This is a genomic window from Pseudomonas sp. WP18 (genome assembly GCF_036689585.1).
In the GTDB taxonomy this organism is placed as follows: domain Bacteria; phylum Pseudomonadota; class Gammaproteobacteria; order Pseudomonadales; family Pseudomonadaceae; genus Aquipseudomonas; species Aquipseudomonas chlororaphis_E.
Genome location: NZ_CP144758.1, coordinates 1,446,626 through 1,471,247, shown reverse-complemented (window position 1 = coordinate 1,471,247; position 24,622 = coordinate 1,446,626). Strand labels below are relative to the sequence as shown.

At 62.0% G+C, this 24,622-nt stretch carries 21 protein-coding genes; 8 read left to right on the top strand and 13 right to left on the bottom strand.

All coding sequences use genetic code 11. The annotated features are described in order from the left end of the window. Positions 1-185: 185 nt before the first annotated feature. Complete coding sequence (locus V5F23_RS06475) at positions 186-701, top strand: hypothetical protein (RefSeq protein ID WP_042730866.1); 516 nt, start codon at positions 186-188, stop codon at positions 699-701. Between the two features lie 215 nt (positions 702-916). On the opposite strand, the gene V5F23_RS06470 is transcribed toward V5F23_RS06475, so the two are convergent. After that, on the bottom strand, positions 917-1,549 hold the full coding sequence (locus V5F23_RS06470; RefSeq protein ID WP_042730865.1) for a TetR family transcriptional regulator: 633 nt from the start codon (positions 1,547-1,549) through the stop codon (positions 917-919). A gap of 262 nt (positions 1,550-1,811) precedes the next feature. On the opposite strand from V5F23_RS06470, the gene V5F23_RS06465 reads away from it, so the two are divergent. From V5F23_RS06465 to V5F23_RS06450, 4 genes are all read left to right on the top strand, one after another. Continuing rightward, positions 1,812-2,969, top strand: coding sequence for an efflux RND transporter periplasmic adaptor subunit (locus tag V5F23_RS06465; RefSeq protein ID WP_042730864.1), 1,158 nt, complete (start codon positions 1,812-1,814; stop codon positions 2,967-2,969). Between the two features lie 3 nt (positions 2,970-2,972). After that, the gene (emhB, locus tag V5F23_RS06460) at positions 2,973-6,137 is read left to right on the top strand and encodes an efflux RND transporter permease subunit EmhB (protein ID WP_042730863.1); all 3,165 of its coding nucleotides are present in this window, start codon (positions 2,973-2,975) and stop codon (positions 6,135-6,137) included. After that, the gene (gene adeC, locus V5F23_RS06455) at positions 6,134-7,591 is read left to right on the top strand and encodes an AdeC/AdeK/OprM family multidrug efflux complex outer membrane factor (RefSeq protein ID WP_123579530.1); all 1,458 of its coding nucleotides are present in this window, start codon (positions 6,134-6,136) and stop codon (positions 7,589-7,591) included. Before emhB ends, adeC begins: the two co-directional genes overlap by 4 nt. 295 nt (positions 7,592-7,886) lie before the next feature. Continuing rightward, on the top strand, positions 7,887-8,021 hold the full coding sequence (locus tag V5F23_RS06450) for a hypothetical protein (protein WP_280529462.1): 135 nt from the start codon (positions 7,887-7,889) through the stop codon (positions 8,019-8,021). 62 nt (positions 8,022-8,083) lie between these two features. On the opposite strand, the gene V5F23_RS06445 is transcribed toward V5F23_RS06450, so the two are convergent. Next, complete coding sequence (locus tag V5F23_RS06445; RefSeq protein ID WP_047738485.1) at positions 8,084-8,437, bottom strand: DUF6124 family protein; 354 nt, start codon at positions 8,435-8,437, stop codon at positions 8,084-8,086. Between the two features lie 989 nt (positions 8,438-9,426). Between V5F23_RS06445 and V5F23_RS06440 the strand changes: the two genes are divergently transcribed. Together V5F23_RS06440 and V5F23_RS06435 are read left to right on the top strand one after the other, a co-directional pair. Beyond that, positions 9,427-10,680: an OprD family porin gene (locus V5F23_RS06440; protein ID WP_338497798.1), complete on the top strand. Its 1,254-nt coding sequence runs from the start codon at positions 9,427-9,429 to the stop codon at positions 10,678-10,680. A gap of 354 nt (positions 10,681-11,034) precedes the next feature. After that, positions 11,035-12,182 (top strand): IS3 family transposase gene (locus V5F23_RS06435; protein ID WP_144419424.1). Its coding sequence is split into 2 segments (ribosomal slippage): positions 11,035-11,290 and positions 11,290-12,182, totalling 1,149 coding nucleotides; the frame shifts between segments, so codons are not numbered across the junction. 229 nt (positions 12,183-12,411) lie between these two features. Here the strand turns inward: V5F23_RS06435 and pcaC are convergent. From pcaC to pcaR, 11 genes are all read right to left on the bottom strand, one after another. Beyond that, positions 12,412-12,804, bottom strand: coding sequence for a 4-carboxymuconolactone decarboxylase (gene pcaC / locus V5F23_RS06430; protein WP_042732684.1), 393 nt, complete (start codon positions 12,802-12,804; stop codon positions 12,412-12,414). A gap of 10 nt (positions 12,805-12,814) precedes the next feature. Beyond that, a complete protein-coding gene (gene pcaD / locus V5F23_RS06425; RefSeq protein ID WP_338497796.1) occupies positions 12,815-13,606 on the bottom strand; it encodes a 3-oxoadipate enol-lactonase in 792 nt (263 codons plus the stop codon). Between the two features lie 12 nt (positions 13,607-13,618). Beyond that, a complete protein-coding gene (locus tag V5F23_RS06420; protein WP_338497793.1) occupies positions 13,619-14,983 on the bottom strand; it encodes a 3-carboxy-cis,cis-muconate cycloisomerase in 1,365 nt (454 codons plus the stop codon). Positions 14,984-15,041: 58 nt separating this feature from the next. After that, on the bottom strand, positions 15,042-16,337 hold the full coding sequence (locus V5F23_RS06415; protein ID WP_042732687.1) for an MFS family transporter: 1,296 nt from the start codon (positions 16,335-16,337) through the stop codon (positions 15,042-15,044). A gap of 239 nt (positions 16,338-16,576) precedes the next feature. Further along, positions 16,577-17,143, bottom strand: coding sequence for a protocatechuate 3,4-dioxygenase subunit alpha (pcaG, locus tag V5F23_RS06410; RefSeq protein ID WP_123579536.1), 567 nt, complete (start codon positions 17,141-17,143; stop codon positions 16,577-16,579). A gap of 1 nt (position 17,144) precedes the next feature. After that, the gene (pcaH, locus tag V5F23_RS06405) at positions 17,145-17,849 is read right to left on the bottom strand and encodes a protocatechuate 3,4-dioxygenase subunit beta (RefSeq protein ID WP_047738478.1); all 705 of its coding nucleotides are present in this window, start codon (positions 17,847-17,849) and stop codon (positions 17,145-17,147) included. A 37-nt stretch (positions 17,850-17,886) separates the two neighbouring features. Further along, a complete protein-coding gene (gene pcaF / locus V5F23_RS06400; protein ID WP_199925100.1) occupies positions 17,887-19,092 on the bottom strand; it encodes a 3-oxoadipyl-CoA thiolase in 1,206 nt (401 codons plus the stop codon). Then, positions 19,089-19,868, bottom strand: coding sequence for a CoA-transferase subunit beta (locus V5F23_RS06395; RefSeq protein WP_047738476.1), 780 nt, complete (start codon positions 19,866-19,868; stop codon positions 19,089-19,091). Before V5F23_RS06395 ends, pcaF begins: the two co-directional genes overlap by 4 nt. Further along, complete coding sequence (locus V5F23_RS06390; protein WP_047738474.1) at positions 19,865-20,725, bottom strand: CoA transferase subunit A; 861 nt, start codon at positions 20,723-20,725, stop codon at positions 19,865-19,867. The genes V5F23_RS06395 and V5F23_RS06390 overlap by 4 nt, the downstream gene beginning before the upstream one ends. Before the next feature lie 300 nt (positions 20,726-21,025). After that, positions 21,026-22,372, bottom strand: coding sequence for an MFS transporter (locus V5F23_RS06385; protein ID WP_338497790.1), 1,347 nt, complete (start codon positions 22,370-22,372; stop codon positions 21,026-21,028). Between the two features lie 147 nt (positions 22,373-22,519). Then, positions 22,520-23,362 carry a pca regulon transcriptional regulator PcaR gene (pcaR, locus tag V5F23_RS06380; protein WP_042731787.1) on the bottom strand — a complete coding sequence of 281 codons (843 nt, stop codon included), beginning with the start codon at positions 23,360-23,362 and terminating at the stop codon, positions 22,520-22,522. 709 nt (positions 23,363-24,071) lie between these two features. On the opposite strand from pcaR, the gene V5F23_RS06375 reads away from it, so the two are divergent. Beyond that, positions 24,072-24,287: a hypothetical protein gene (locus V5F23_RS06375; protein WP_042731788.1), complete on the top strand. Its 216-nt coding sequence runs from the start codon at positions 24,072-24,074 to the stop codon at positions 24,285-24,287. Positions 24,288-24,622: the final 335 nt, after the last annotated feature.

The following is a 24,622-nucleotide window of genomic DNA, read 5'->3' as shown; positions in this document are numbered from 1 at the left end:
CGAGCATGGCTTCAACCGCCCGACAGCGCTAATAATCCCTCCCGCACACATCACTCATTTAACCAACGGACGGGTTACTTGCACATGACGACAATTCTTTATTAACAACCTTATCACTACCAACCCAACACACTCCGCTTGCAGGCCATCCCGGCAAGCCTTACACCTATGCGAGATGAAGGACCATGAATACGCTGAAAAGCTTCACACTTGCCTTACTGCTGGGCCCCGCGCTGGTTACCCACAGCCTGGCGAACACCGAAGTGACCGTGGAGATTGCCAACCACACCCGCGGCACCTTGAAAATGAACAGCCTGCTAACCGACCCACCCCAGGCCGAGGAATTTTCCCCGGGCGCCCATGAGATCGCCCCCCAATCAACTTACCAACTTCGTATCGGCCACATCAGAAACTACACTTACCCCGGTGCAGGCTGGCAACCGACATTAAAGAAAATCAAGCCGATTGAAATAGTCCTCAACTATGAAATGAGCAACTTCAACTTCGAATGCCAAATGCAGACGCGATTCAAGGCCTCGATCGTTCCGGGCGCCTTGGAACCCAGTTATAAGCCGGACTGGAAGAGCAGGACCACTTACACCGGCAATGGCGAATACACGTGCCGGTCTGATGTTTCCCGGAAGATGCTCGAGCCGCCCTTCCATTACACCGTGCGTCTCATCGTCGAACCCGGTCGGTAACAGGCCGGAGAGAGCAGGCGTTGTACATGGACACGTCATCATTGCCCGGCATGATGACGTCACGGGCCTGGGGGCCGGCGCAGTACCGGTGATCCTGAAACAAATCCCCTACAAATTTTGTTCACGATCGCCTATCAACCACGACGGCATTCAGTTTATAAAAGCGGCTTCGACCACTTGGGATGAAACAAACCGAAGCAATTCCGCATTTTGTTTCATTTGCGCAGGCTAGGGCTCAGGCGCAGCATGTCCAGCCCAATCTCGACCCAACGCTCGGCATCACCTGCCAGGGCGAAGCTGTCGGGCGCCAACAGCCATTGGTACAGAATGCCGTCGATGTAAGCGTGGATTGCGACCGCCGCTCTCTCCGGATCCAGGTCATCCGGCAACTGGCCGCGATTCACCGCGTTGCGCAGCGACAACGCGATACGCACGTTGCAGTCCAGGCTGACCTGGCGCCGCTGCTGGCGCAGGTCGCACATCTCATCGGTGAATTCACACTTATGGAACAGGATTTCATTAATGCGTCGGGTCTTCGGATCCAGGGCCACCTGCTGGAACAGGCGCACCAACAGCTTGCGTACGCAACCTAGGGGATCAAGCTCTTGCTCACTCTCACTGGCCCGGGCCAAGTCATCGAGAGGCTCATGCAACGTATCGAGCATCGCCTGGAGCAAGTCCGCCTTGTTGCTGAAATGCCAATAGATGGCGCCGCGTGTCACACCGGCCAGGGTGGCGATATCGGCCAGCGTCGTGCGGGCGACGCCGCGTTCGAAAAAGGCTTTCTCGGCCGCTTCGAGTATCTGGCTGCGAGTCTCCAGGGCTTCCTCTTTGGTACGACGAACCATGGCAGTAAACACCTCAATCAGGACGCATCAGCAGTGCTAAAGGATCGACTATAAAAAAGGGGGCCACGTTTCCTTGGAACGCGTCCCCGACCTACACGGCCTTTGTCAGGCTTTTGTAAAGTCGGATGGTACGCAATTTGGCTGTTTACAAACAACCATGTACGTAAGTATATTTCTTAGCATCCTACTAATTGAATAACGCTGCCTTTTTAACCTTCCACTTTCGAGTGCGCCTGTTGCGCGCCTGGACCCGAGGATTTCCATGCAATTCAAGCCAGCTGTTACCGCTCTGGTTACCGCCATCGCCCTGGCATCGCTGCTCAGCGGATGCAAGAAGGAAGAAGCGGCACCTCCTGCCCCTATCCCTCAGGTCGGCGTCGTAACCCTCAAGACCCAACCCTTCACCCTGACATCGGAGCTGCCAGGCCGCACCAGCGCCTTCCGTGTCGCGGAAGTTCGCCCGCAGGTCAACGGCATCATTCTCAAGCGCCTGTTCAAGGAAGGCGCCGACGTCAAGGCCGGCCAGCAGCTCTACCAGATCGATCCGGCCGTGTATGAGGCAACCCTCAAGAGCGCCGAAGCCAACCTGCGCTCCACCAAGTCGATTGCCGACCGCTACAAGCAATTGGTGGACGAACAGGCCGTCAGCCGTCAGGAATACGACACCGCCGTGGCCAATCGCCTGGAGTCGGAAGCCAACCTGCAGACCGCCCAGATCAACGTGCGCTACACCAAGGTCTACGCGCCGATCTCCGGGCGCATCGGCCGTTCCTCGGTCACCGAGGGGGCGCTGGTGAGCAACGGCCAGGCCGACGCGCTGGCGACCATCCAGCAACTGGACCCGATCTACGTCGACGTCACCCAGAGCTCGGTGGAACTGCTGCAACTGCGCCGCGAGCTGGAAAGCGGCCGCTTGCAGAAGGCCGGCGACAACGCCGCCGCGGTCAAGCTGACCCTGGAAGACGGCAGCCAGTATCCACACGAGGGTAAGCTGGAGTTCTCCGAAGTGTCGGTCGACCAGACCACCGGCTCGGTGACCTTGCGCGCCGTGTTCCCCAACCCTGACCACACCCTGCTGCCGGGCATGTTCGTCCACGCGCAGTTGCAGGCTGGTGTGAACAGCGCCGCGATCCTCGCCCCGCAACAAGGCGTGACGCGCGACCTCAAGGGCACGCCAACCGCATTGGTGGTGGGCCCGGACAACAAGGTCGAGCTGCGCCAGCTCAAGGCCACCCGCACCGTCGGCAGCCAGTGGCTGATCGAAGACGGCCTCAAGGCCGGCGATCGCCTGATCACCGAAGGCCTGCAATTCATACGGCCAGGGGTGGAAGTCAAGGTCGCCGAAGCCACCAACGTCGCCAACAAGAACCCGGCCCCCGCTCAGGCAGCTGATAAAGCAGCCGGCGGCAAAGGGGAGTAAACCATGTCGAAATTCTTTATCGACCGTCCGATTTTCGCCTGGGTAATCGCCCTGGTGATCATGCTGGTCGGGGCCTTGTCGATCCTCAAGTTGCCGATCAACCAATACCCGAGCATCGCCCCGCCGGCCATTGCGATCCAGGTGACCTACCCGGGTGCGTCCGCGCAGACCGTGCAGGACACCGTGGTGCAGGTCATCGAGCAGCAGCTCAACGGTATCGACAACCTGCGTTATGTGTCCTCGGAAAGTAACTCCGACGGCAGCATGACCATCACGGCGACCTTCGAGCAAGGCACCAACTCCGACACCGCGCAGGTCCAGGTCCAGAACAAGCTGAACCTGGCCACCCCGCTGCTGCCCCAAGAAGTGCAGCAACAGGGCATCCGCGTGACCAAGTCGGTGCGCAACTTCCTGATGGTGATCGGCGTGGTGTCGCGCGACGGCGGCATGACCCGTGAGGACTTGTCCAACTACATCGTGTCGAACATGCAGGACCCGATCTCGCGGACCGCCGGTGTTGGTGACTTCCAGGTCTTCGGTGCCCAGTACGCGATGCGGATCTGGCTCGACCCGGCCAAGCTGAACAACTTCAACCTGACCCCGGTGGACGTGCGCACGGCGATCGCCGCGCAGAACGTCCAGGTCTCGTCCGGCCAGCTCGGCGGCCTGCCCGCCCTGCCCGGCCAGCAGTTGAACGCCACGATCATCGGCAAGACCCGCCTGCAGACCGCCGAGCAGTTCAAGAACATCCTGCTCAAGGTCAACCCGGACGGCTCGCAGGTGCGCGTCGGCGACGTCGCCGACGTCGGCCTGGGCGGAGAGAACTACAGCATCAACGCCCAGTTCAACGGTGCCCCGGCTTCCGGCCTGGCCGTGCGCCTGGCCACCGGTGCCAACGCCCTCGACACGGCCAAGGCCCTGCGCAAGACCGTGGATGACCTCAAGCCGTTCTTCCCGCCAGGCATGGAAGTGGTGTTCCCCTACGACACCACGCCGGTGGTGAGCGAGTCGATCAAGGGCGTGGTTGAAACCCTGGTCGAAGCGATCGTGCTGGTGTTCCTGGTGATGTTCCTGTTCCTGCAGAACTTCCGCGCCACCATCATCACCACGATGACGGTGCCGGTGGTGTTGCTCGGTACGTTCGGGATCCTCGCGGCGTTCGGTTTCAGCATCAACACCCTGACCATGTTCGGCATGGTGCTGGCCATCGGCTTGCTGGTGGACGACGCCATCGTCGTGGTGGAAAACGTCGAGCGGGTGATGAGCGAGGAAGGCCTGTCGCCCAAGGAGGCCACCAAGAAGTCCATGGGCCAGATCCAAGGTGCCCTGGTGGGTATCGCCCTGGTGCTGTCGGCGGTATTGCTGCCCATGGCGTTCTTCGGTGGTTCCACCGGTGTGATCTACAAGCAGTTCTCCATCACCATCGTCTCGGCCATGGCCCTGTCGGTGCTGGTCGCACTGATCTTCACCCCAGCCCTGTGCGCCACCATGCTCAAGGCGATTCCCAAAGGTGAGCACGGTACGCCCAAGCGCGGTTTCTTCGGCTGGTTCAACCGCACGTTCGACCGTGGCGTCAGGAGCTACGAGCGCGGCGTGGGCAACATGCTCAGGCACAAGGCCCCGTTCCTGCTGGCCTACCTGATCATCGTGGTCGGCATGGTCTGGCTGTTCACCCGCATCCCGACCGCCTTCCTGCCGGAAGAAGACCAGGGCGTGCTGTTTGCCCAGGTGCAGACCCCGGCCGGTTCCAGCGCCGAGCGAACCCAGGTGGTGGTGGACAACATGCGTGAATTCCTGCTGCGTCCGGGCAAGGACGGCGGCGAAGGCGATGGCGTGGCCTCGGTGTTTACCGTGACCGGCTTCAACTTCGCCGGTCGTGGCCAGAGCTCCGGCCTGGCGTTCATCATGCTCAAGCCGTGGGAAGAACGTAACGCCGACAACACCGTGTTCAAGATCTCGGCCCGTGCCCAGCAACACTTCTTCACCTTCCGCGACGCGATGGTGTTCGCCTTCGCCCCGCCGGCGGTGATGGAGTTGGGTAACGCCACCGGTTTCGACGTGTTCCTGCAGGACCGCGCCGGTATCGGTCACGAGAAACTGATGGAAGCCCGCAACCAGTTCCTGGGCATGGCGTCCCAGAGCAAGGTCCTGGCTCAGGTACGTCCCAACGGCCTGAACGACGAGCCGCAGTACCAACTGGAAATCGATGACGAAAAAGCCAGCGCGTTGGGCATCACCCTGTCGGACATCAACAACACCCTGTCGATTGCCCTGGGCAGTAGCTACGTCAACGACTTCATCGACCGTGGTCGGGTGAAGAAGGTGTACGTGCAAGGCCAGCCAGGCGCGCGCATGAACCCCGAGGACCTGAAGAAGTGGTATGTGCGCAACAGCGCCGGGACCATGGTGCCGTTCAGCGCCTTCGCCAAGGGTGAGTGGGTCTTCGGTTCGCCGAAACTGGCCCGCTACAACGGCGTGGAAGCGATGGAAATCCTTGGCTCGCCAGCGCCCGGTTATTCCACCGGTGAAGCCATGGCCGAAGTCGAGGCCATCGCCAAGAAACTGCCATCCGGCGTGGGGATTTCCTGGACGGGCCTGTCCTACGAGGAACGCTTGTCCGGTTCCCAGGCCCCGGCCTTGTACGCCCTGTCGCTGCTGATGGTGTTCCTGTGCCTGGCGGCCCTGTATGAAAGCTGGTCGATTCCGATCGCGGTCATGCTCGTGGTGCCGTTGGGGATCATCGGTGCCCTGCTGGCGACCAGCCTGCGCGGCCTGTCCAACGACGTGTACTTCCAGGTGGGGCTGCTGACCACCATCGGCCTGGCGGCGAAAAACGCCATCCTGATCGTCGAGTTCGCCAAGGAACTCCACGAACAGGGTCGCAGCTTGATGGATGCCGCCATTGAAGCTTGTCGGATGCGTCTGCGACCGATCATCATGACGTCCCTGGCGTTCGTCCTCGGTGTGGTCCCGCTGGCGATTTCCACGGGCGCCGGCTCGGGCAGCCAGCACGCCATCGGTACCGGTGTGATCGGCGGCATGTTGACCGCCACCGTCCTGGCGATTTTCTGGGTGCCGTTGTTCTTTGTGACCGTGTCGTCGATAGGCCGCCGCAAACAGGCCGACCAGGACGATACTCCTGAAACTTCTAAAGAGGCTGGCCAATGAGCAAGTCGCTACTTTCCCTGACCATCGCTGCCGTCGTGCTCAGCGGTTGCTCGCTGATCCCCGACTATCAGCGACCCGAAGCACCGGTCGCGGCGCAATACCCGCAGGGGCCGGCCTACGAGGCGGCCAATGCCCCCGGCCAGGCCGCCGCCGAGCAAGGCTGGAAGCAGTTCTTCCATGACCCGGCGTTGCAGCAACTGATCCAGGTGGCCCTGGAAAACAACCGCGACCTGCGGGTCGCGGCGCTGAACATCGATGCCTACGCCGCGCAGTACCGCATCCAGCGGGCGGACCTGTTCCCGGCGGTCTCGGCCACCGGCTCGGGCAGCCGCCAGCGGGTGCCGGCACGGGCGTCGCAGACCGGTGAAGCGTCCATCAGCAGTTCGTATTCGGCCACCCTGGGCGTCAGCGCCTATGAACTGGACCTGTTCGGTCGGGTTCGCAGCCTGAGCGAACAAGCATTGCAGAGCTACTTCGCCACCGAAGAAGCCCGCCGCAGTACCCAGATCAGCCTGGTGGCCAACGTGGCCAACGCCTACCTGACCTGGCAGGCCGACAAGGAACTGCTCAAGCTGACCCAGGAAACCCTGGGCGCCTACGAGCAGAGCTTCAAGCTGACCTCGCGCAGCGCCGAAGTCGGCGTGGCCTCGGCCCTGGACCTGAGCCAGGCGCGCACCGCCGTGGAAAACGCCCGCGTGCAACTGGCGCGCTACACCCGCCAGGTCGCCCAGGACGAAAACAGCCTGACCCTGCTGCTGGGCACCGGCCTGCCGGCCAACCTGGCCTCGCGACCGCTGAGCGATGACCTGCTGAGCGAAGTGCCGGCCGGTTTGCCGTCGGACCTCTTGCAACGTCGTCCGGACATCCTCCAGGCCGAACGCAACCTGCTCGCCGCCAACGCCAACATCGGCGCCGCACGGGCCGCGTTCTTCCCCAGCATCAGCCTGACGGCCAACGCCGGCACCCTGAGCCCGGACCTGTCCGGCCTGTTCAAGGGCGGCTCGGGCACCTGGACCTTCGCCCCGCAGATCAACCTGCCGATCTTCAACGCCGGCAGCCTGCGGGCGAGCCTGGACTACGCGAAGATCCAGAAAGACATCAACGTCGCGCAATACGAGAAGTCGATTCAGACCGCGTTCCAGGAAGTCTCCGACGGCCTGGCGGCGCGTCAGACCTACAACGAACAGTTGCAGGCCCAGACCGACTTCGTCGCCGCCAACCAGGATTACTACCGCCTGGCCGAGCGTCGCTACCGCATTGGTGTCGACAGCAACCTGACCTTCCTCGACGCCCAGCGCCAGCTGTTCAGCGCGCAACAATCGCTGATCACTGACCGCCTTGCGCAGTTGACCAGTGAGGTCAATCTGTACAAGGCGTTGGGTGGTGGCTGGAATGCCGAGACGGGCAAGAACGAGCCGGTGAAGGAAGAAGCGCCGAAGATGAAGTTGTTCTGACTTGATGTTTGAACGCTGAAACACGAAGCCCACCGAAAGGTGGGCTTTTTGTTTGGGTTTCTACAGGGGTGTGTGGGAGCGGGCTTGCTCGCGAAGGCGGTTTAGGGTTTGGATAGAGTACATATCCATTGCTGCGGTAACGGCTGCTGGCGGTTCCGCCCTTACGGCGGGTTACTTTTGGCAAACGCCCCAAAAGTAACCAAAAGGTCTCAGCCCCACCACTCGGCACCTCGCCTAAGGCGAGGTGTTCCCTCACTCCGGCATTGCTCCGTGGGCCCGCCGCGAAGGGCCATCCATGGCCCAGCGCGGCTACCTCGGCATCCATGCCGAGGTGCCCACTGCGCAATGCCTGCGTTCGGCCAGCGTGGTTAATGGGGCATTGAAGATCAAAAGCCAAAGCCGCCAAAGCCAAAGCACGGTGATTAACTGACGTACTGCCATCGCGAGCGAGCTTTGCTCCCACAGCCCAGCTTGGGGATAAACACCACCTGGCTAACGCGGGTCGACGATATCCAAGGCACGATTAGCCAACAGCTCACTCAATTCAATCATCTGCGCCACGCCCAATGCGACATGCCGCCGCGAGCCTTCCAGATCGAACGCCAGGTCATTGACCATGGCATTGGCCGAGGCCAGGGTTTCGCTGAGATTCGCCAGTAGGCACTCGGTGTCGAGGGTATCGACGACGGTGAAAACTTGAGTTGAGGTTTTGGGCTTGGGATCAGCGTGGGTGCCCAGATGGAAATCGAGTGCTCGATCTGCCGCCTCTTGGAGCTTGTTCGGATCGGGGTCGTTGTAGGGGAAGGTGGAACCAGGCACAGGGGGATTGGGTGTTTCTTTGATCATGATGGTGCTCCTAACGAAAATGAGAGCTGCCAGCATCACTTGCAGATGATAGGAGGCAGCTGTATGCGGGTCTGCAAGACCGAGTCGTTAGGCAACCTCGGCAGACCCGAAGGTCTCCCGCACACAGCCACCATAAAACGATGGCACCAAAAAGCGCCATGGATTATAGGGGCGCGGCTAGGCGCCTAACAAATTCGGCGGGCTTGCAGTCCCGATCGCTGAATGTGCAGCGACACGAACAAGCTAGAGATACAGCTTCCGAAGGGCAACCTTAAAACCTCGTCGGAAAAATCCCCGCGTCTGTCAGACCGCCCCCGAATTCTGTGGGAGGGAACCTGCTGGCGATGGCTTTGGCTTTGGCTTTGGCTTTGGCTTTGGCTTTGGCTTTTGATCTTGAGCGCCCCATTAACCACAAGGGCCGAACGCAGGCATTGCGTAGTGGGCAACCCGGCATGGATGCCGGGTTAGCCGCGCAGGGCCATGGATGGCCCTTCGCGGCGGGCCCCACGGAGCAATGCCGGAGTGAGGGAACACCTCGCCTCGGCGAGGTGCCCAGTGGTGGGGCACAGACCTTTTGGTTACTTTTGGCTGGGCCGGCATTCCGGGCGTTTGCCAAAAGTGACCCGCCGTAAGGGCGGAACCCTAAGCAGCCGTTACCGCAAAAATGGATATGTACCCGAAATCCAGGTCGACTATGACACAGCCATCGCGAGCAAGCTCGCTCCCACAGGAATGGCGTCTATCGATTGGTTTTGCCGTTCGATAATCGCCCAAAACCCGCCACCGGTAATTGAATCGATCCAGCCCAGACCTTCACCATCGCTGCCACAAAACCAATAACAACAGGTTCGACGCCATGCCCCTGCGCCCCGCCTCGCCCGGCTGATCCCCAATCGCCCTAATAACCCTGGCTACCCCCTTACCGCTTGCACCTAAAAAAAGTGCGGCAACGATCCGCTTCGTCCAGAAAAAATAAGAGACAACGCCCCATGAAGCCCACACAGCATTTGTTCCCCAGCCTCATTGCCATCACCCTGACCAGCGTCGCCCTGCCCGTCCTGGCGGCAGAACCAGGGTTTATCGACGATGCCAAGGCCACGCTGACCCTGCGCAACGCCTATTTCAACCGCAACTTCACCAACCCGAACAACGCCCAGGGCAAAGCCGAGGAATGGACCCAGAACTTCATCCTCGACGCCAAGTCCGGTTTCACCCAGGGCGTGGTCGGTTTCGGCGTGGACGTGCTGGGCCTGTACTCGGTCAAGCTCGACGGCGGTCGCGGCACGGCGGGTACGCAGTTGCTACCGGTGCATGACGACGGTCGTCCGGCCAATGATTTCGGGCGCCTGGGTGTGGCACTGAAAGCCAAGGTGTCGAAGACCGAATTGAAGGTCGGCGAATGGATGCCGGTGCTGCCGATCCTGCGTTCCGACGACGGCCGCTCCCTGCCGCAGACCTTCCGTGGCGGCCAGGTGACCTCCACCGAGATCAACGGCCTGAGCCTCTACGGCGGTCAGTTCCGCGGCAACAGCCCGCGCAACGACGCGAGCATGGAAGACATGTCGATGAACGGCCGCGGCGCCTTCACCTCCGACCGTTTCAACTTCGGCGGCGGCGAATACGCCTTCAATGAAAAGCGCACCCAGGTCGGGGTTTGGTACGCCGAGCTGTCCGACATCTACCAGCAGCAGTATTTCAACCTGACCCACAGCCAGCCCATCGGCGACTGGACCCTGGGCGCCAACCTCGGTTACTTCATCGGCAAGGAAGACGGCAGCGCACTGGCCGGTGACCTGGACAACAAAACCGCGTTCGCCATGCTCTCGGCCAAGTACGGCGGCAACACCTTTTACGTCGGCCTGCAGAAAGTCGGCGGCGATGACGCGTGGATGCGCGTCAACGGCACCAGCGGCGGCACCCTGGCCAACGACAGCTACAACTCCAGTTATGACAATGCCAAGGAAAAATCCTGGCAACTGCGCCACGACTTCAACTTCGCCGCCGTCGGCGTGCCGGGCCTGACCCTGATGAACCGCTACATCAGCGGCGACAATGTGCACACCGCCACCGTCGACGATGGCAAGGAATGGGGCCGCGAAACCGAACTGGCCTACACCGTGCAGAGCGGCGCGCTGAAAAGCCTCAACGTGAAATGGCGCAACTCGACGATGCGGCGGGATTTCAGCACCAATGAGTTCGATGAGAACCGCATTTTCATCAGCTACCCGATCAGCCTGCTGTAAAAGCCAAACATGGATGGAGGCTGTACCACCGCTTTCGCGGGCAAGCCCGCTCCCACAGGGGGTTTGTGCTGTACGCAAATCCCTGTGGCCGCTGAAGATCAGTGTGGGAGCGGGCTTGCTCGCGAAGGCGTTATCACATTCAACATCGATGCAAGCTGCCCCACCGCTTTCGCGAGCAAGCCCGCTCCCACAGGGGGTTTGTGCTGTACGCAAATCCCTGTGGCCACTGAAGATCCCTGTGGGAGCGAGCTTGCTCGCGAAGGCATCGTCACATTCAACATCGATGCAAGCTGAGCTGGTCTAATAGCCCCGGACACCTCAATGGGTGAAACTACACTCATTGAGGAATATTCCATGACTAAGAAGTACAGAAAATTCGACGCCGAGTTCAAGCTGAAGGTCTGCAAGATGGTTGTTGATCAAGGTCTGAGCGTGAACTCGGTTTGTACCGATTTAGGCCTGAGCGATACCGCCGTGCGCCGCTGGGTTCAGCAGTATCAAACCGAGCAGTCGGGCGGTACGGGGATTGGCAAACCATTGACCAGCGACCAGCAGCGTATTCGCCAGCTTGAACAGCAAGTCCGCGAACTGAAGACGGATAATGACATATTAAAAAAAGCTACGGCCTTCTTTGCCCGCGAGTTGAAGTGATCCACCAGTTGGTTCACCAAGTCCAATGCAAGGCCTACCCGGTGGCGCGTATCTGCCGGGTGTTGCGGATCAGTCGTTCGGGGTTTTACGAAGCTCGTCAGCGGCGTTTGAAGCCAAAACCTGTGTGCTCGGTTTCCGCTCAGCTCAAGGCTGCCTTCGTGTCCAATGAACACTGTTATGGCAGCCGTCGTTTGGTGAAAGCGCTGCGTGACACTGGCGTCTCCGTTGGACGGAACAAGGTCCGCCGCCTGATGAAACAACAGGATTTGCGTCCGATTTGGAAGCGCAAGTTCGTTCATACCACTGACAGCAATCACAATTTTCCGGTGGCTGAGAACCTGCTCAATCGCCAGTTCAATCCCGAGCGCATCAACCAGTCGTGGGTCGCTGACATCACCTACATCCGTACCCGCAGCGGCTGGCTGTACCTGGCGGCCGTCATGGACCTGTACTCACGCAAAATCGTGGGCTGGGCCATGGCACCCCACATGCGAGCAGAGTTGGTATGCAGTGCGATGCAACTGGCCATCGCGCAGAGACAACCTGAACCGGGCTTGATCGCTCATTCGGATCGAGGCAGCCAGTATGCCGGTACGGATTACCAGAACTTGCTGACGCGACATGGAATGCGTTGCAGCATGAGTCGCAAGGGCAACTGCTGGGACAATGCGGTCATGGAGCGCTTCTTCTTGAATCTGAAGATGGAGCGTGTTTGGCGCAAGGATTACGCCAACCATGGCGAAGCGATCAAAGACATCACGGACTACATCGTGCGGTTCTATAACGGAAGGCGAATCCATTCATCCTTGGGCTACTTGCCGCCCAATCAGTATGAGCGGCAAGCAGCCTGAAAAACACCGATTGAGGTGTCCGGAAAAAATTGACCACCTCAAGCTGACCCAACGCTTTCGCGAGCAAGCCCGCTCCCACAGGGATTTGTGCTGTACGCAAATCCCTGTGGCCGCTGAAGATCAGTGTGGGAGCGGGCTTGCTCGCGAAGGCGTTATCACATTCAACATCGATGCAAGCTGCCCCACCGCTTTCGCGAGCAAGCCCACGCCCACAGGGGTTGCGGTGAATCTACTCCCGTGACTCGACGCCCAGCTCGTCCCACACCGACTCGGCCAGGTGGAAGGTGGCGTTGGCCGCCGGGATGCCGCAGTAGATGGCACTCTGCATGATCACTTCCTTGATCTCGCTGCGGCTCACGCCGTTGTTGGCCGCGGCGCGCAGGTGCAACTTGAGCTCTTCGTTGCGGTTCATGCCGATCAGCATGGCAATGGTAATCAGGCTGCGGGTGTGGCGCGGCAGGCCCGGGCGGGTCCAGATGTCGCCCCAGGCGTGGCGGGTAATCATCTCCTGGAATTCGCTGTTGAATTCACTCAGGGCATTGAGGCTGCGGTCGACGTGGGCATCGCCCAGCACCGCGCGGCGTACCTGCATGCCTTCGTCGTAACGTTGTTTCTCGTCCACAGAAAACTCCTCAGGCCCCGAGCAGGAAATCCAGCACCCGAGCGCTGAATGCGGCACCGGCCTGGACATTGGAAAGGTGTGCGGCACGGAACTCGGCGTATTGCGCGCCACTGACCCGCTCCTGGATAAAGTGCCCACCCGACGGCGGCGTGACTGCATCCTCGGCGCCGGCGATCACCAGCAGCGGCACGCGGATCGACGACAACTGCTCACGAAAATCCGCATCACGCACCGCCGCACAGTTGGCGGCGTAGCCCTGGGGCGAGGTGGCGGCGAGCATGTCGGTGATTTTTCTGGCTTTCTCTGGATAAGCCTCGGCGAAGTCCGGGGTGAACCAGCGGGCGATCGAGGCGTCACGCAACGCCACCATTGCCGCCTTGCCGTCACGCAGCACGGTTTCGATTCGCGGATTCCACACCGACGGATCGCCGATCTTGGCGGCGGTGTTGCACACCACCAGCTTGCGCAGGCGCTCACCCGCGTTGATCCCCAGCCACTGGCCGATCAGCCCGCCCATGGACAATCCGCAGAAATGCACCTGGTCGAGGTCCAGCGCATCGAGCATCGCCAGCACGTCGCGGCCTAACTGCTCGATGCTGTAGGGGCCTTCGGTGACCAACGACTGACCGTGACCCCGGGTGTCGAAACGCAGCACGCGAAAATGTTCGCCGAACGCCGCCACTTGGTCGTCCCACATGTGCAAATCAGTGCCCAGGGAGTTGGAGAGCACCAGCACCGGGGCGTCTTGCCGCCCGTCGAAACGGTAATTCAGTTCGCCGTCGGCGAGTTTGACGAATCCCACAACAGTCTCCTTTCAGGCCTTCAAGGCATGGTGTTCGGCCACCGCTCGGGCAACCCAGGTGCGGGCCTGGCCGAGGTAGTGGGCGGGGTTGAGCAAATGATCGAGTTCGGCGGCGGACAACTGCGCGGCGACCTGGGGTTCGTCCCCCAGCACCTCGCGCAAATGCCGCTGTTGGGCGACAGCGCGCTTGCAGCATTGCTCCAGCAGATGATGGGCAGTGTCGCGCCCGACCCGCTGGGCCAGGACGATGCTCACTGCTTCGGCCAGCACCAGGCCCTGGGTCAGTTCGAGGTTGCGGGCCATGCGCGCCGCGTCCACTTCCAGCCCCTCGGCCAGCAACCGAGCCTGTTGCAGGGCGCCGGACACCAGGCAGCAGATCTCCGGCAAGGTTTCCCATTCGGCGTGCCACAGACCGAGGCTGCGCTCATGTTCCTGGGGCATGGCGCTGAACAGCGTCGAGACCAGGCCAGGCACCCGCGTCGCCGCGCCGATCAACACCGCCGCGCCCACCGGGTTGCGTTTGTGGGGCATGGTCGATGAACCGCCCTTGCCGGGTGCAGATGGCTCGAACGCCTCGCCAGCCTCGGTCTGCATCAGCAGGCTGATGTCGCGGCCCAGCTTGCCAAGGCTGCCGGCGATCAGCCCGAGCACCGCGGCGAACTCCACCAGGCGATCGCGCTGGGTGTGCCACGGTTGCTCCGGCAGGCTCAGTTGCAGCTCGGCGGCCAGGGCCTGGGCGACGGGCAACGCTTGCTCGCCGAGCGCAGCAAGAGTCCCCGAGGCGCCGCCGAATTGCAGCACCAGCAAGCGCGGCTTCAGCTCTTTCAACCGTTGGCGGCTGCGGGTGATCGCCCCCAGCCAACCGGCGAATTTCATGCCCAGGGTCACCGGCGTTGCATGCTGCAGCCAAGTACGGCCGGCCAGCGGCGTGGCGGCGTAGTGCTCGGCTTGACGGGCCAGGGTGTCGGCCAACTGCGCCAGTTCGTCTTCGATCAACGCCAGCGCCTGGCGCAGCTGCAGCACCAGCCCGCTGTCCATCACGTCCTGGCTGGTGGCGCCCAGGTGCACATAGCGCTCAGCCTCGGCGTCGGTGGCGGCGATGCGCTTGCCCAACGCCTTGACCAACGGGATGGCCGAGTTGCCAGCACTGGCAATGGCCTCACCCAGCGCCGAAAAGTCATAGCACTGGGCGCGACAGGCCTGCTCGATCGGCGCCACCGCACTGGCGGGAATCACCCCCACCCACGCCTCGGCCCGGGCCAGTGCCGCCTCGACGTCGAGCATGGCCTGGACCCGGCCCGCATCGCAGAACACCTCGCGCATGTCGCGGGCAGTGAAATAGGCATCGAACAGCTGATTGCCCGGTCGTTCGCTCATAGACAGTCCTTGGGTGCGCCGACCTTGAGGCCGGCGCGGTTGGATCAATAGGGATGAGTCAAAGGTCGTGATGCAAATACGTCGGTTGCTTGGGCAGGCGCAGGCTGAACAGGAACGCCACCACCATCATGACCGTGACATACCAGTAAAAGGCGTTCTCCATACCCTGGGCCTTCAGGCTCAAGGCCACGTACTCGGCCGAACCGCCAAAAATCGCATTCGCCACCGCGTAGGCCAACCCTACTCCCAGCGCGCGCACCTCGGGTGGAAACATTTCGGCTTTCACCAGGCCGCTGATGGAGGTGTAGAAGCTGACGATCGCCAGGGCCAGGGTAATCAGGATAAACGCCAGGAACGGACTGCTGATGCTCTTGAGGGTCAACAGGATCGGCACTGTGCACAACGCCCCCAGGGCGCCGAACCAGAGCATGGAATTACGTCGGCCGATCTTGTCAGCCAGGATGCCGAACAGCGGCTGCATGCACATGTACAGGAACAGCGCACCGGTCATGATGTAGCTGGCGGTCTTGGCCGGCAGGCCGGCGGTGTTCACTAGGTACTTCTGCATGTAGGTGGTGAAGGTGTAGAAAATCAACGAGCCGCCGGCGGTGTAGCCCAGCACGGTGATGAACGCGGCCTTGTGGCTGCGAAACAGCGCGGCGATGCTGCCGGCGTCCTTGTTCTCGCGCATTTCCTTGCTGCTGGTTTCCTTGAGGGAACGCCGCAGGAACAGCGAGATCAGCGCGGCCACGGCGCCGACCACGAACGGGATCCGCCAGCCATAGGCACGCAATTCTTCTTCACTGAGGAACTGCTGCAGGATCACCACCAGCGACACCGCCAGCAGTTGCCCGCCGATCAGCGTCACGTACTGGAACGAAGCGAAGAAGCCACGCTGGCCCTTGAGAGCGACTTCACTCATGTAGGTGGCCGTGGTGCCATACTCGCCCCCCACCGACAGGCCTTGCAGCAAACGCGCGAACAACAGCAGCACCGGCGCCCAGACGCCGATGTCCTTGTAGGTGGGCAAGCAGGCGATGAGCAACGAGCCGAAGCACATCATCAGCACCGAGATCATCATCGAGTTCTTACGCCCATGACGGTCCGCCACTCGGCCGAATATCCAGCCGCCAATGGGTCGCATCAGGAACCCGGCGGCGAAGACCCCGGCCGTGTTGACCAGTTGCACCGTGGGGTTGTCCGAGGGAAAGAACGCCGACGCGAAATAGATCGCGCAGAACGCGTAGACGTAGAAGTCGAACCATTCGACCAGGTTGCCGGACGAAGCGCCGACAATAGCGAAAATGCGCTTGCTGCGTTCTTCGCCGGTGTAGTGGCTGGTTGGGGTGGTCATGGGTTATTCACTCGTTAGGGACTGACAAAGTCTAGACACACTTCGTAACAGTCCCGTTCCACAGTAGCTTCACATCCCCGTGGCGAGGGAGCTTGCTCCCGCTCGGCTGCGAAGCAGCCGCAAATCGACGTCAGCCATACCGAGTCGCCAGCTTTTGGGCTTGCTGCGCAAGCCAGCGGGAGCAAGCTCCCTCGCCACAGTGAGTTAGATAGCCTGAGGTATCTGGCCACAGGAGCTCTTCAATAATCGAAAAACACCGTCTCGGCATCCGTCCCCTGCAACACCACATTCCATTGGTACACCCCCGACGCATCGGGCTTGGTCACGAGGGTGGCGCGACGCTCTTCGGGTACGCAAGCCAGCAGCGGATCGGTTTCGTTGGCCTGCTCGCCGTCGAAGTAGATGCGCGTCAGCAGGTGCTTGACCAGGCCGCGGGCAAACACCAGCACCACCAGGTGCGGCGCCTGGGTCGTGCCCCCCAGCCCCGGTACGGTGCCCGGCTTGATGGTGGTGAAGCGAAAGCGCCCCTCAGCGTCCACCGGCACCCGGCCGAAGCCTTCGAAGCTGGGGTCCAGAGGCCTGTCCTGATCGTCTTCCGGGTGGGCATATTTGCCGGCGGCGTTGGCTTGCCAGACTTCCAGCATGGCGTCGTTGACGAACTCGCCATTGCCGTCGATCACCTGCCCGGTGATCGCCACGCGCTGGCCGAGGGTTTCGGCGACGGTCAAGTCTTCGCGGTTCAGCCAGGTCAGGCCGATGTGGTAGTAAGGGCCGACGGTATGGGATGTGGTGGCGGTGAGCGTCATCTTATTTCTCCATCGGCGTGGCATCGCGGCCGCGCAAGACGATGTCCCAGCGATAACCGAGGGCGTAGTGAGGGATGGTTTTTTCCAGGTCGAAGCTGGCGATCAAACGTTCCTTGGCGCGGGTGTCCGGCACGCAGTTGTAGATCGGATCGTAGGCCAGCAGCGGGTCGCCGGGGAAATACATCTGCGTCACCAGGCGCGTGAGGATGCTGGGCCCGAACAGCGAGAAATGGATATGGGCCGGGCGCCAGGCGTTGTGGTGGTTGCCCCAGGGGTACGCGCCGGGCTTGATGGTCTGGAACTGGTACCAGCCGTCGGCGTCGGTGATGGCGCGACCGGTGCCGGTGAAGTTCGGGTCCAGCGGCGCATCGTGCTTGTCGCGGTCATGGTGGTAGCGACCGGCGGCGTTGGCCTGCCAGATCTCCACCAGGATGCCCGGCACCGGCTGGCCGTTCTCATCCAGCACCCGCCCGTGAATGATAATCCGCTCCCCCAATGGCTCGCCGGCATGCTGGGCGGTGAGGTCGTTGTCCTTCTCCTGCACGCGGTCGGCGCCGACGGTCGGGCCGGTGATTTCCGACAGCGAATGAGGCAGGAACACCAGCGGCTTGGACGGCGAGCGCAAGTTGGTGGACTGGTACGGCGGGTGCAGGTATTGCGGCTGGGTGCCCGCTTGAGGGCGACGATAACCAGGCTTGTCAGTCATGAAGCATTCCTCGGTTTCTTATTAGTAGTGCGACGCGTCAGACGCGTTCGATAGCCAATGCCAGGCCCTGGCCGACGCCGACACACATGGTCGCCAAGCCTTTCTTGCCGCCGGTCTTTTCCAAGTGGTGCAATGCCGTCAGCACCAGCCGCGCCCCGCTCATGCCCAACGGATGACCGAGCGCGATGGCGCCGCCGTTCGGGTTGACCTGAGGCGCATCGTCCGCCAGCCCCAATTCGCGCAGCACCGCCAGGCCCTGGCTAGCGAAGGCCTCATTGAGTTCGATCACATCGAAGTCGGCGACCGCCAGGCCCAGGCGCTCGGTGAGCTTGCGCACCGCCGGCACCGGACCGATGCCCATGACCCGCGGTGCCACGCCGGCGCTGGCCATGCCCAGGACCTTGGCGCGCGGGGTCAGGCCATGTTTTTTCACCGCGTCGGCGGACGCCAGGATCAGCGCCGCCGCACCGTCGTTCACCCCAGAGGCATTGCCGGCGGTGACGGTCTTGTCCGGGCCGTTGACCGGCTTGAGTCTGGCCAAGGCGTCAAGCGTGGTGTCGGCGCGCGGGTGTTCATCCTGCTCGACCACGGTTTCGCCCTTCTTGTGGGCGATCCGTACCGGCACGATCTCTTCGGCAAAAAAGCCCGCCGCTTGGGCCGCCGCCGTGCGCTGTTGACTGCGCAGGGCGAAGGCATCCTGGTCTTCGCGGGACACCGCGTAGTCATCGGCCACGTTGTCTGCGGTCTGCGGCATCGCGTCCACGCCGTACTGGGCTTTCATCAACGGGTTGATGAAGCGCCAACCGATGGTGGTGTCTTCCAGCTTCATGTTGCGGGAGAACGCCGCGTCAGCCTTGCCCATCACGAAAGGAGCGCGAGACATCGACTCCACCCCGCCGGCGATCGCCAGCTCCATCTCGCCGCTGGCAATGGCGCGGAACGCTGTGCCGATGGCGTCCATGCCCGAGGCGCAAAGGCGGTTGAGGGTTACGCCGGGAATGCTCTCCGGCAGGCCTGCCAGCAACAGCGCCATGCGCGCGACGTTGCGGTTGTCCTCGCCGGCCTGGTTGGCGCAGCCGAGGAAGACCTCGTCCACCGCCTCCCAGTCCACCGACGGGTTGCGCGCCATCAGTGCCTTGATCGGCACGGCCGCCAGGTCATCGGCGCGCACGGCTGCCAGGCCACCGCCGAAGCGGCCGATGGGGGTACGAATCGCATCACAGAGATAGACGTCGCGCATCAGGCTTCTCCCGGTGCCTGGCCGTGGGCCGCCGCCGTGCGAGCTTCAAGATCGCGCAGGGCGCGCAGCTCCACGTCGGTCGGCTCGGCGGTGGTGTGCACCTGGTCGGCGAAGCGGATTGCCCACCCGGTCGCGGCAATGACCTGCTCACGGGTGACGCCAGGGTGCAAGGCCGTGACCACGAACTCATGGCTGCCGGCTTCCGGTTCCATGATGCACAGGTCGGTAATGATGCCCACGGGGCCCGCACCCGGCAGGCCCAGGCGCTTGCGTGAATCACCGCCCTCACCGTGGCCGACCGAGGTGACGAAGTCCAGCTTGTCGACGAACGAACGCGCCGACTGCTTGAGGATAATCAACACGCTCTTGGCCGAGCCGGCAATTTCCGGTGCGCCACCGGCACCTGGCAGACGGACTTTGGGCTGGTGGTAATCCCCCACCACCGTGGTGTTGATGTTACCGAAACGGTCGACCTGGGCAGCGCCCAGGAAGCCGACGTCGATACGCCCGCCCTGCAACCAGTAGCGAAAGATCTCACCGGTCGGCACCACAGTGTCGGCGGTTTCCGCCAGCTCGCCGTCGCCAATGGACAGCGGCAGCACGCCAGGCTTGGCACCGATCGGGCCGGACTCGTAGATCAACACTACATCCGGTGCCGACGTCAGCCGCGCCAGATTGGCCGCTTTCGACGGCAGGCCGATGCCGACAAAGCACACGGCGTTGTTCTTCAAGCGACGGGCCGCGGCCACGGTCATCATCTCGTTGGTGGAGTACGTCATTGTTTCGCCTCCGAAGCGGCAGCCAGTCGGGCCTGGAATTCGGTGAAATCCTGGGTGCCACGGATGAATTCGTCGATCCAGGCGGTAAACGTCTCACGGTCGCGGGCGATGGGGTCCCACGCCTGATAGAAACGGTTGTCACGTTCGGTGTAGCCATGGGCGTAGGAAGGATGCGCGCCGCCCGGTACGAGGCATACCGCACTGAGGGCCCAGGTGGGCAGCACGCAGGCGTTCATCGGCGCGTTCAGGTCGTCGACGATTTCTTCCACGGTGACGATGCAACGCTTGGCAGCCAGGGCCGCTTCCTTCTGCACGCCGAGGATGCCCCACAACAACACGTTGCCCTTGCGGTCGGCTTTCTGGGCGTGGATCACGGTGATGTCCGGGCGCACCGACGGCACGGCGGCCAGCACCTCCCCGGTAAACGGACACGTGACGCTCTTGATCAGCGGGTTGACCTTGGGCAGGTCGGAACCCGCGTAGGCCCGCAGGACCGCGAACGGTAGGCCGGAGGCACCGGCGACGTAGGCATTGGCCAGGTCGGCGTGGCTGTGTTCCTCGATCTCCAACGGTTGCGGCCACTGCTTCTCCACCGCATCGCGCAGCCGGTGCAGCGAGCCCACGCCCGGGTTGCCGCCCCATGAGAAAATCAACTTGCGCGCACAACCGGCACCGATCAACTGGTCGTAGATCAGGTCAGGGGTCATCCGCACCAGGGTCAGGTCTTTCTTGCCCTGACGAATGATTTCGTGACCCGCTGCGGTCGGGATCAGGTGAGTGAAGCCTTCGAGCGCGACGGTATCGCCGTCGTTGACGAACTGCTTCACCGCATCGTGCAGCGAAAGGATTTCAGCCATGGTGCAGGCTCCCGTATTCCAGTAGAGCGACATGAAGAAAAAGGCGCGAGGTTCAGCGCCGGAGTGACCCAAGAGTAAGCCGCGGCAAAACGCCAAACAATCCGATAATCGACTGAGTGTTCGTTTATCGAACAGATTGTTGTTTGGCTAACGATTGGTTCCTGTGCCACGCATTCTGTGGGAGCGAGCTTGCTCGCGATGACGTTCCGTCAGCCCCAGACTCGGAGACTGACACACCGCAATCGCGAGCTCGCTCCCACAGGGGATGGGATTTATCCCAAGGGAATTTGTGTCAGCCGCTCAAGTCGCATCCGCATGGCTGACCAACCCCTTGATCACCACCGCCGTGGTGGCCAGTGCGGCGGGAATGACCAGGGCGGTCAGCACCTGTTCGAAGTTCCAGCCCAGGCCCAGCAAGGTCGCCCCCATCCAGGCTCCGAGGATCGCGCCGAAGCGACCGATGCCGAGCATCCACGACACCCCGGTGGCGCGGCCTTGGGTCGGATAGAAACGCGCCGCCAGGGACGGCATCGCCGATTGCGCGCCGTTGACGCACATGCCGGCCACCAGCACCAGCGTCGCGAGCAATGTGATGTGGCCCAGGCTCTGCCCTACCGCGTAGGCAAACACCCCGGCCATCAGGTAGAACAGGCCGATGACCTTGTGCGGGTTGAACCGGTCCATCGCCCAGCCCACGCCCACCGCACTCAACACCCCGCCAAACTGGAACAACGCGCCGATGAACGCGGCCTGCTCCATGCTCGCGCCGCTGTCGCGCATCAGTGTCGGCAGCCAACTGGTCAGCAGGTAGACGATCACCAGCCCCATGAAATAGGTCAGCCACAGCAACAGCGTGCCGGCGCTGTAGGTCCCGGAAAAAATCACCGCCAGCACGTTGCGCGCCTTCACGGTTTTCTGTTCCGGCACACTGAAGCTCGCGGCCTGGGCAACAGTGTGCGGGTCGATGGGTGCCAGGGTCTTGCGCACTTTATCGGTGCCGCGGTTGCGCGCCACTAGGTAACGCGCCGACTCCGGCAGCCAGAACACCAGCACGACCGTCAGCAGCAACGGCAGGATCCCGCCGATCAGCAACAGGCTGTGCCAGCCGAACGCCGGGATCAGCTTGGCGGAAATGAACCCGCCGCCGGCCATGCCCAGGTTGAAGCCGCAGAACATGCTGGTCACTAACAGCGATTTCTTGCGTTCGGGGGTGTATTCGGACAGCAAGGTGGTGGCGTTGGGCATCCCGGCCCCCAATCCCAGGCCGGTGAGGAAGCGCAGCACCAGCAGTTGGTCGACGTTGGTGCTGTAGGCCGAAGCCAGGCTGAACGCGCCAAACAGCAGGACCGCGCCCACCAGGACCACTTTGCGCCCGAAGCGGTCAGCCAAGGGCCCGGAACCGAGTGCGCCGAAAACCATGCCGATCAGCGCGGCACTCATCACCGGGCCCAGGCTGGCGCGGTCGATCCCCCAATCCTGGGACAGGGCCGGGGCAATGAAGCCCATGGCTGCCGTGTCGAGTCCGTCGAGGAAAACAATCAGGAAACAGAGGATCACTACCCGCCACTGGTAGCGCGAGATGGGCTGGGCATTGATGAAGGACTGCACGTCGAGGCAGTGGCCTACGGAGGTCTGGGGTTGGTTCATCGTGTCTCTCATTATTATTGTGTCGAGTCGCCCACCCATGGCCGGGCCAGGAGGCTCCAGCACGCCGGATGACGCTGGCGCGACATTAATGAGGCCGGACAAACACCGTCAATTCACCGCAAGCGACTGTGTGCGTTTATCGAACACTTAGGTGAACAACTGCGCGCTCAGGTCGCGACTGGCCCCCAACAGGCCGGGCAGGAACCGCTGCTCCAGCTCGTTACGGCTGACGCGCCCGGCATGGGTGCTGACGTTCAACGCCGCCACCACCTGGCCGGAAGCGTCGTACACCGGCACGGCAATCGAGCGCAGGCCCTGCTCCAATTCCTGGTCGACGATGCACCAGCCCTGTTGCCGCACCTGTTGCAGGCATTCGAGCAGGGCCTGGGGGGTGTGCAGGGTGCGGCTGGTCTTGGCTTGCAGGTCGGCATGATCGAGGTAATCGCGCAGCGACGCATCGTCCAGCGCCGCCAGCAGAATCCGGCCCATGGACGTGCAATAGGCCGGCAGCCGCCCGCCGACCGACAGGTCCACCGAGATCAATCGCTGAGTGGTGGCCGACCGGGCGATGTAGAGGATGTCGTCGCCCTCGAGGGTGGCCATGTTGCAGGCTTCATGCAGTTGCTCGCTCATGCGGTCCAGGTACGGCTGCGCGGAAACCGCCAGGGGCGTCGAGGACAAGTAGGCGTGCCCGAGGGTGAGCACTTTGGGCAGCAGTGAATAGGTGCGCCCGTCCGTGGTGGCGTAGCCAAGCTTGATCAAGGTATGCAGGCAGCGGCGGACGGCCGCCCGGGGAATTTCCGTACGGTGGCTGATCTGAGCGATGGTCAGATGCCGCTTGCGCTCCTGGAAGGCCTGCACCACGGCCAGCCCACGGGCCAGGGAGGTCATGAAGTCCGGGTCACCGGTCAGGGCCTGGATCCGCTTGGCCGCAGAGGCCACGATCGGTGGCGCGACTGAAGTGAAGGCGTTGCGCAATTGGTCGTTCATGTCTGATCCTTCCCGGGTGGAGGGCTATTACAAGCAGCGGCTCAACGGGCCGGCAAGCGCCGGCCGCCAACAACGTGCGATTATCGAACCGACGATCGATAATCGCAATGCGCGGTCGTCGATCGGTACTTTCATTTCGGATCCAATACAAACTTGGCAAACAACGCGGGCCGTTCTCCAGGCAGGGGGGTTATTGAACTTGTCGAACCCGCCAGCGTCAGGATATCGACGACTGTGGAAAACCCGCGGTGTTTAAGTTGCCTCTACAAATATTGATTCACACTAGGCTGTGTACGAAATAGTTTGAAACGCAGGTTAGGCAAGGCAAAAACCGGCGAGGAACGACCGGGGTCGCGCTCGACTTGACTGGTTGTCAATGAGCATTCCGAGCCGGTTTTTAACGCCGCATAACCAAGTTTCAAGCTATTTCGTACATAGCCTAGAACAGACCTCTTTAACTTTTGCCGGTAGTGTTATTCGACGGGACCGCTATAATGCGCTTCAGTGACGGTACGGCTTTCAACCGCTATCGTCCGCCGGCACTGTAGCCAAGCTGCGGTGCCCGAGGCGCCTGATGGCCGCTTCCCCGTAACGGCAACAACACGAACCCCTGATGCTACGTCAGCTGTCAGCTCTGGTGCCGTGGCCGTCTGCATGACGACATGCAGTGCGTATCACCAGAATAAATTTCAATTAATTAGGTACAACTGTGACGAAAGACGAACTGCGCGCGGAACTTGAGCGCCAGGAACAACGTTACAAGGAAGTTTACGGCGGAGAAATCACCACCTACGCCGCGCAACCTGAACCGGAACGCAAACCCTGGCGTAAACGCGCCACCGTTCAAGACCAGGCTTTTACCCAGGAACTTCAAAAGATGGAAAAGGAACTCAAGGCCGAAGAGCATTTGATGCCCGACGTCTGAGGGGTTTGTCGAAGGATAGCGGCCCACACCCAGGCTGCAGGCTGATACCGCACGCCCGCCACGAGCAGGCTGCCAGCGCCTCGCGACCGCCGGTCGTGAGCGGTTGAGGCCGACCTTCTTTCAGAAATTTCATACAGCCGCTGGGGGTGAGTTTCACCACTCCGGTCACCCCTGCTGCTGCGCTTTGCGCCCCGAAATCAAAGGGTTGAGCGCCCCATCGGGCCCTTCGTCCCGGAGGGTTTCCTACAAATTATTTCGTTGAAGAATGTTACCGATGAGCAGGCAGTGCATCGATTACCGAGGTTTTCTGGCATAATCGCGCCCCCTTACGACCG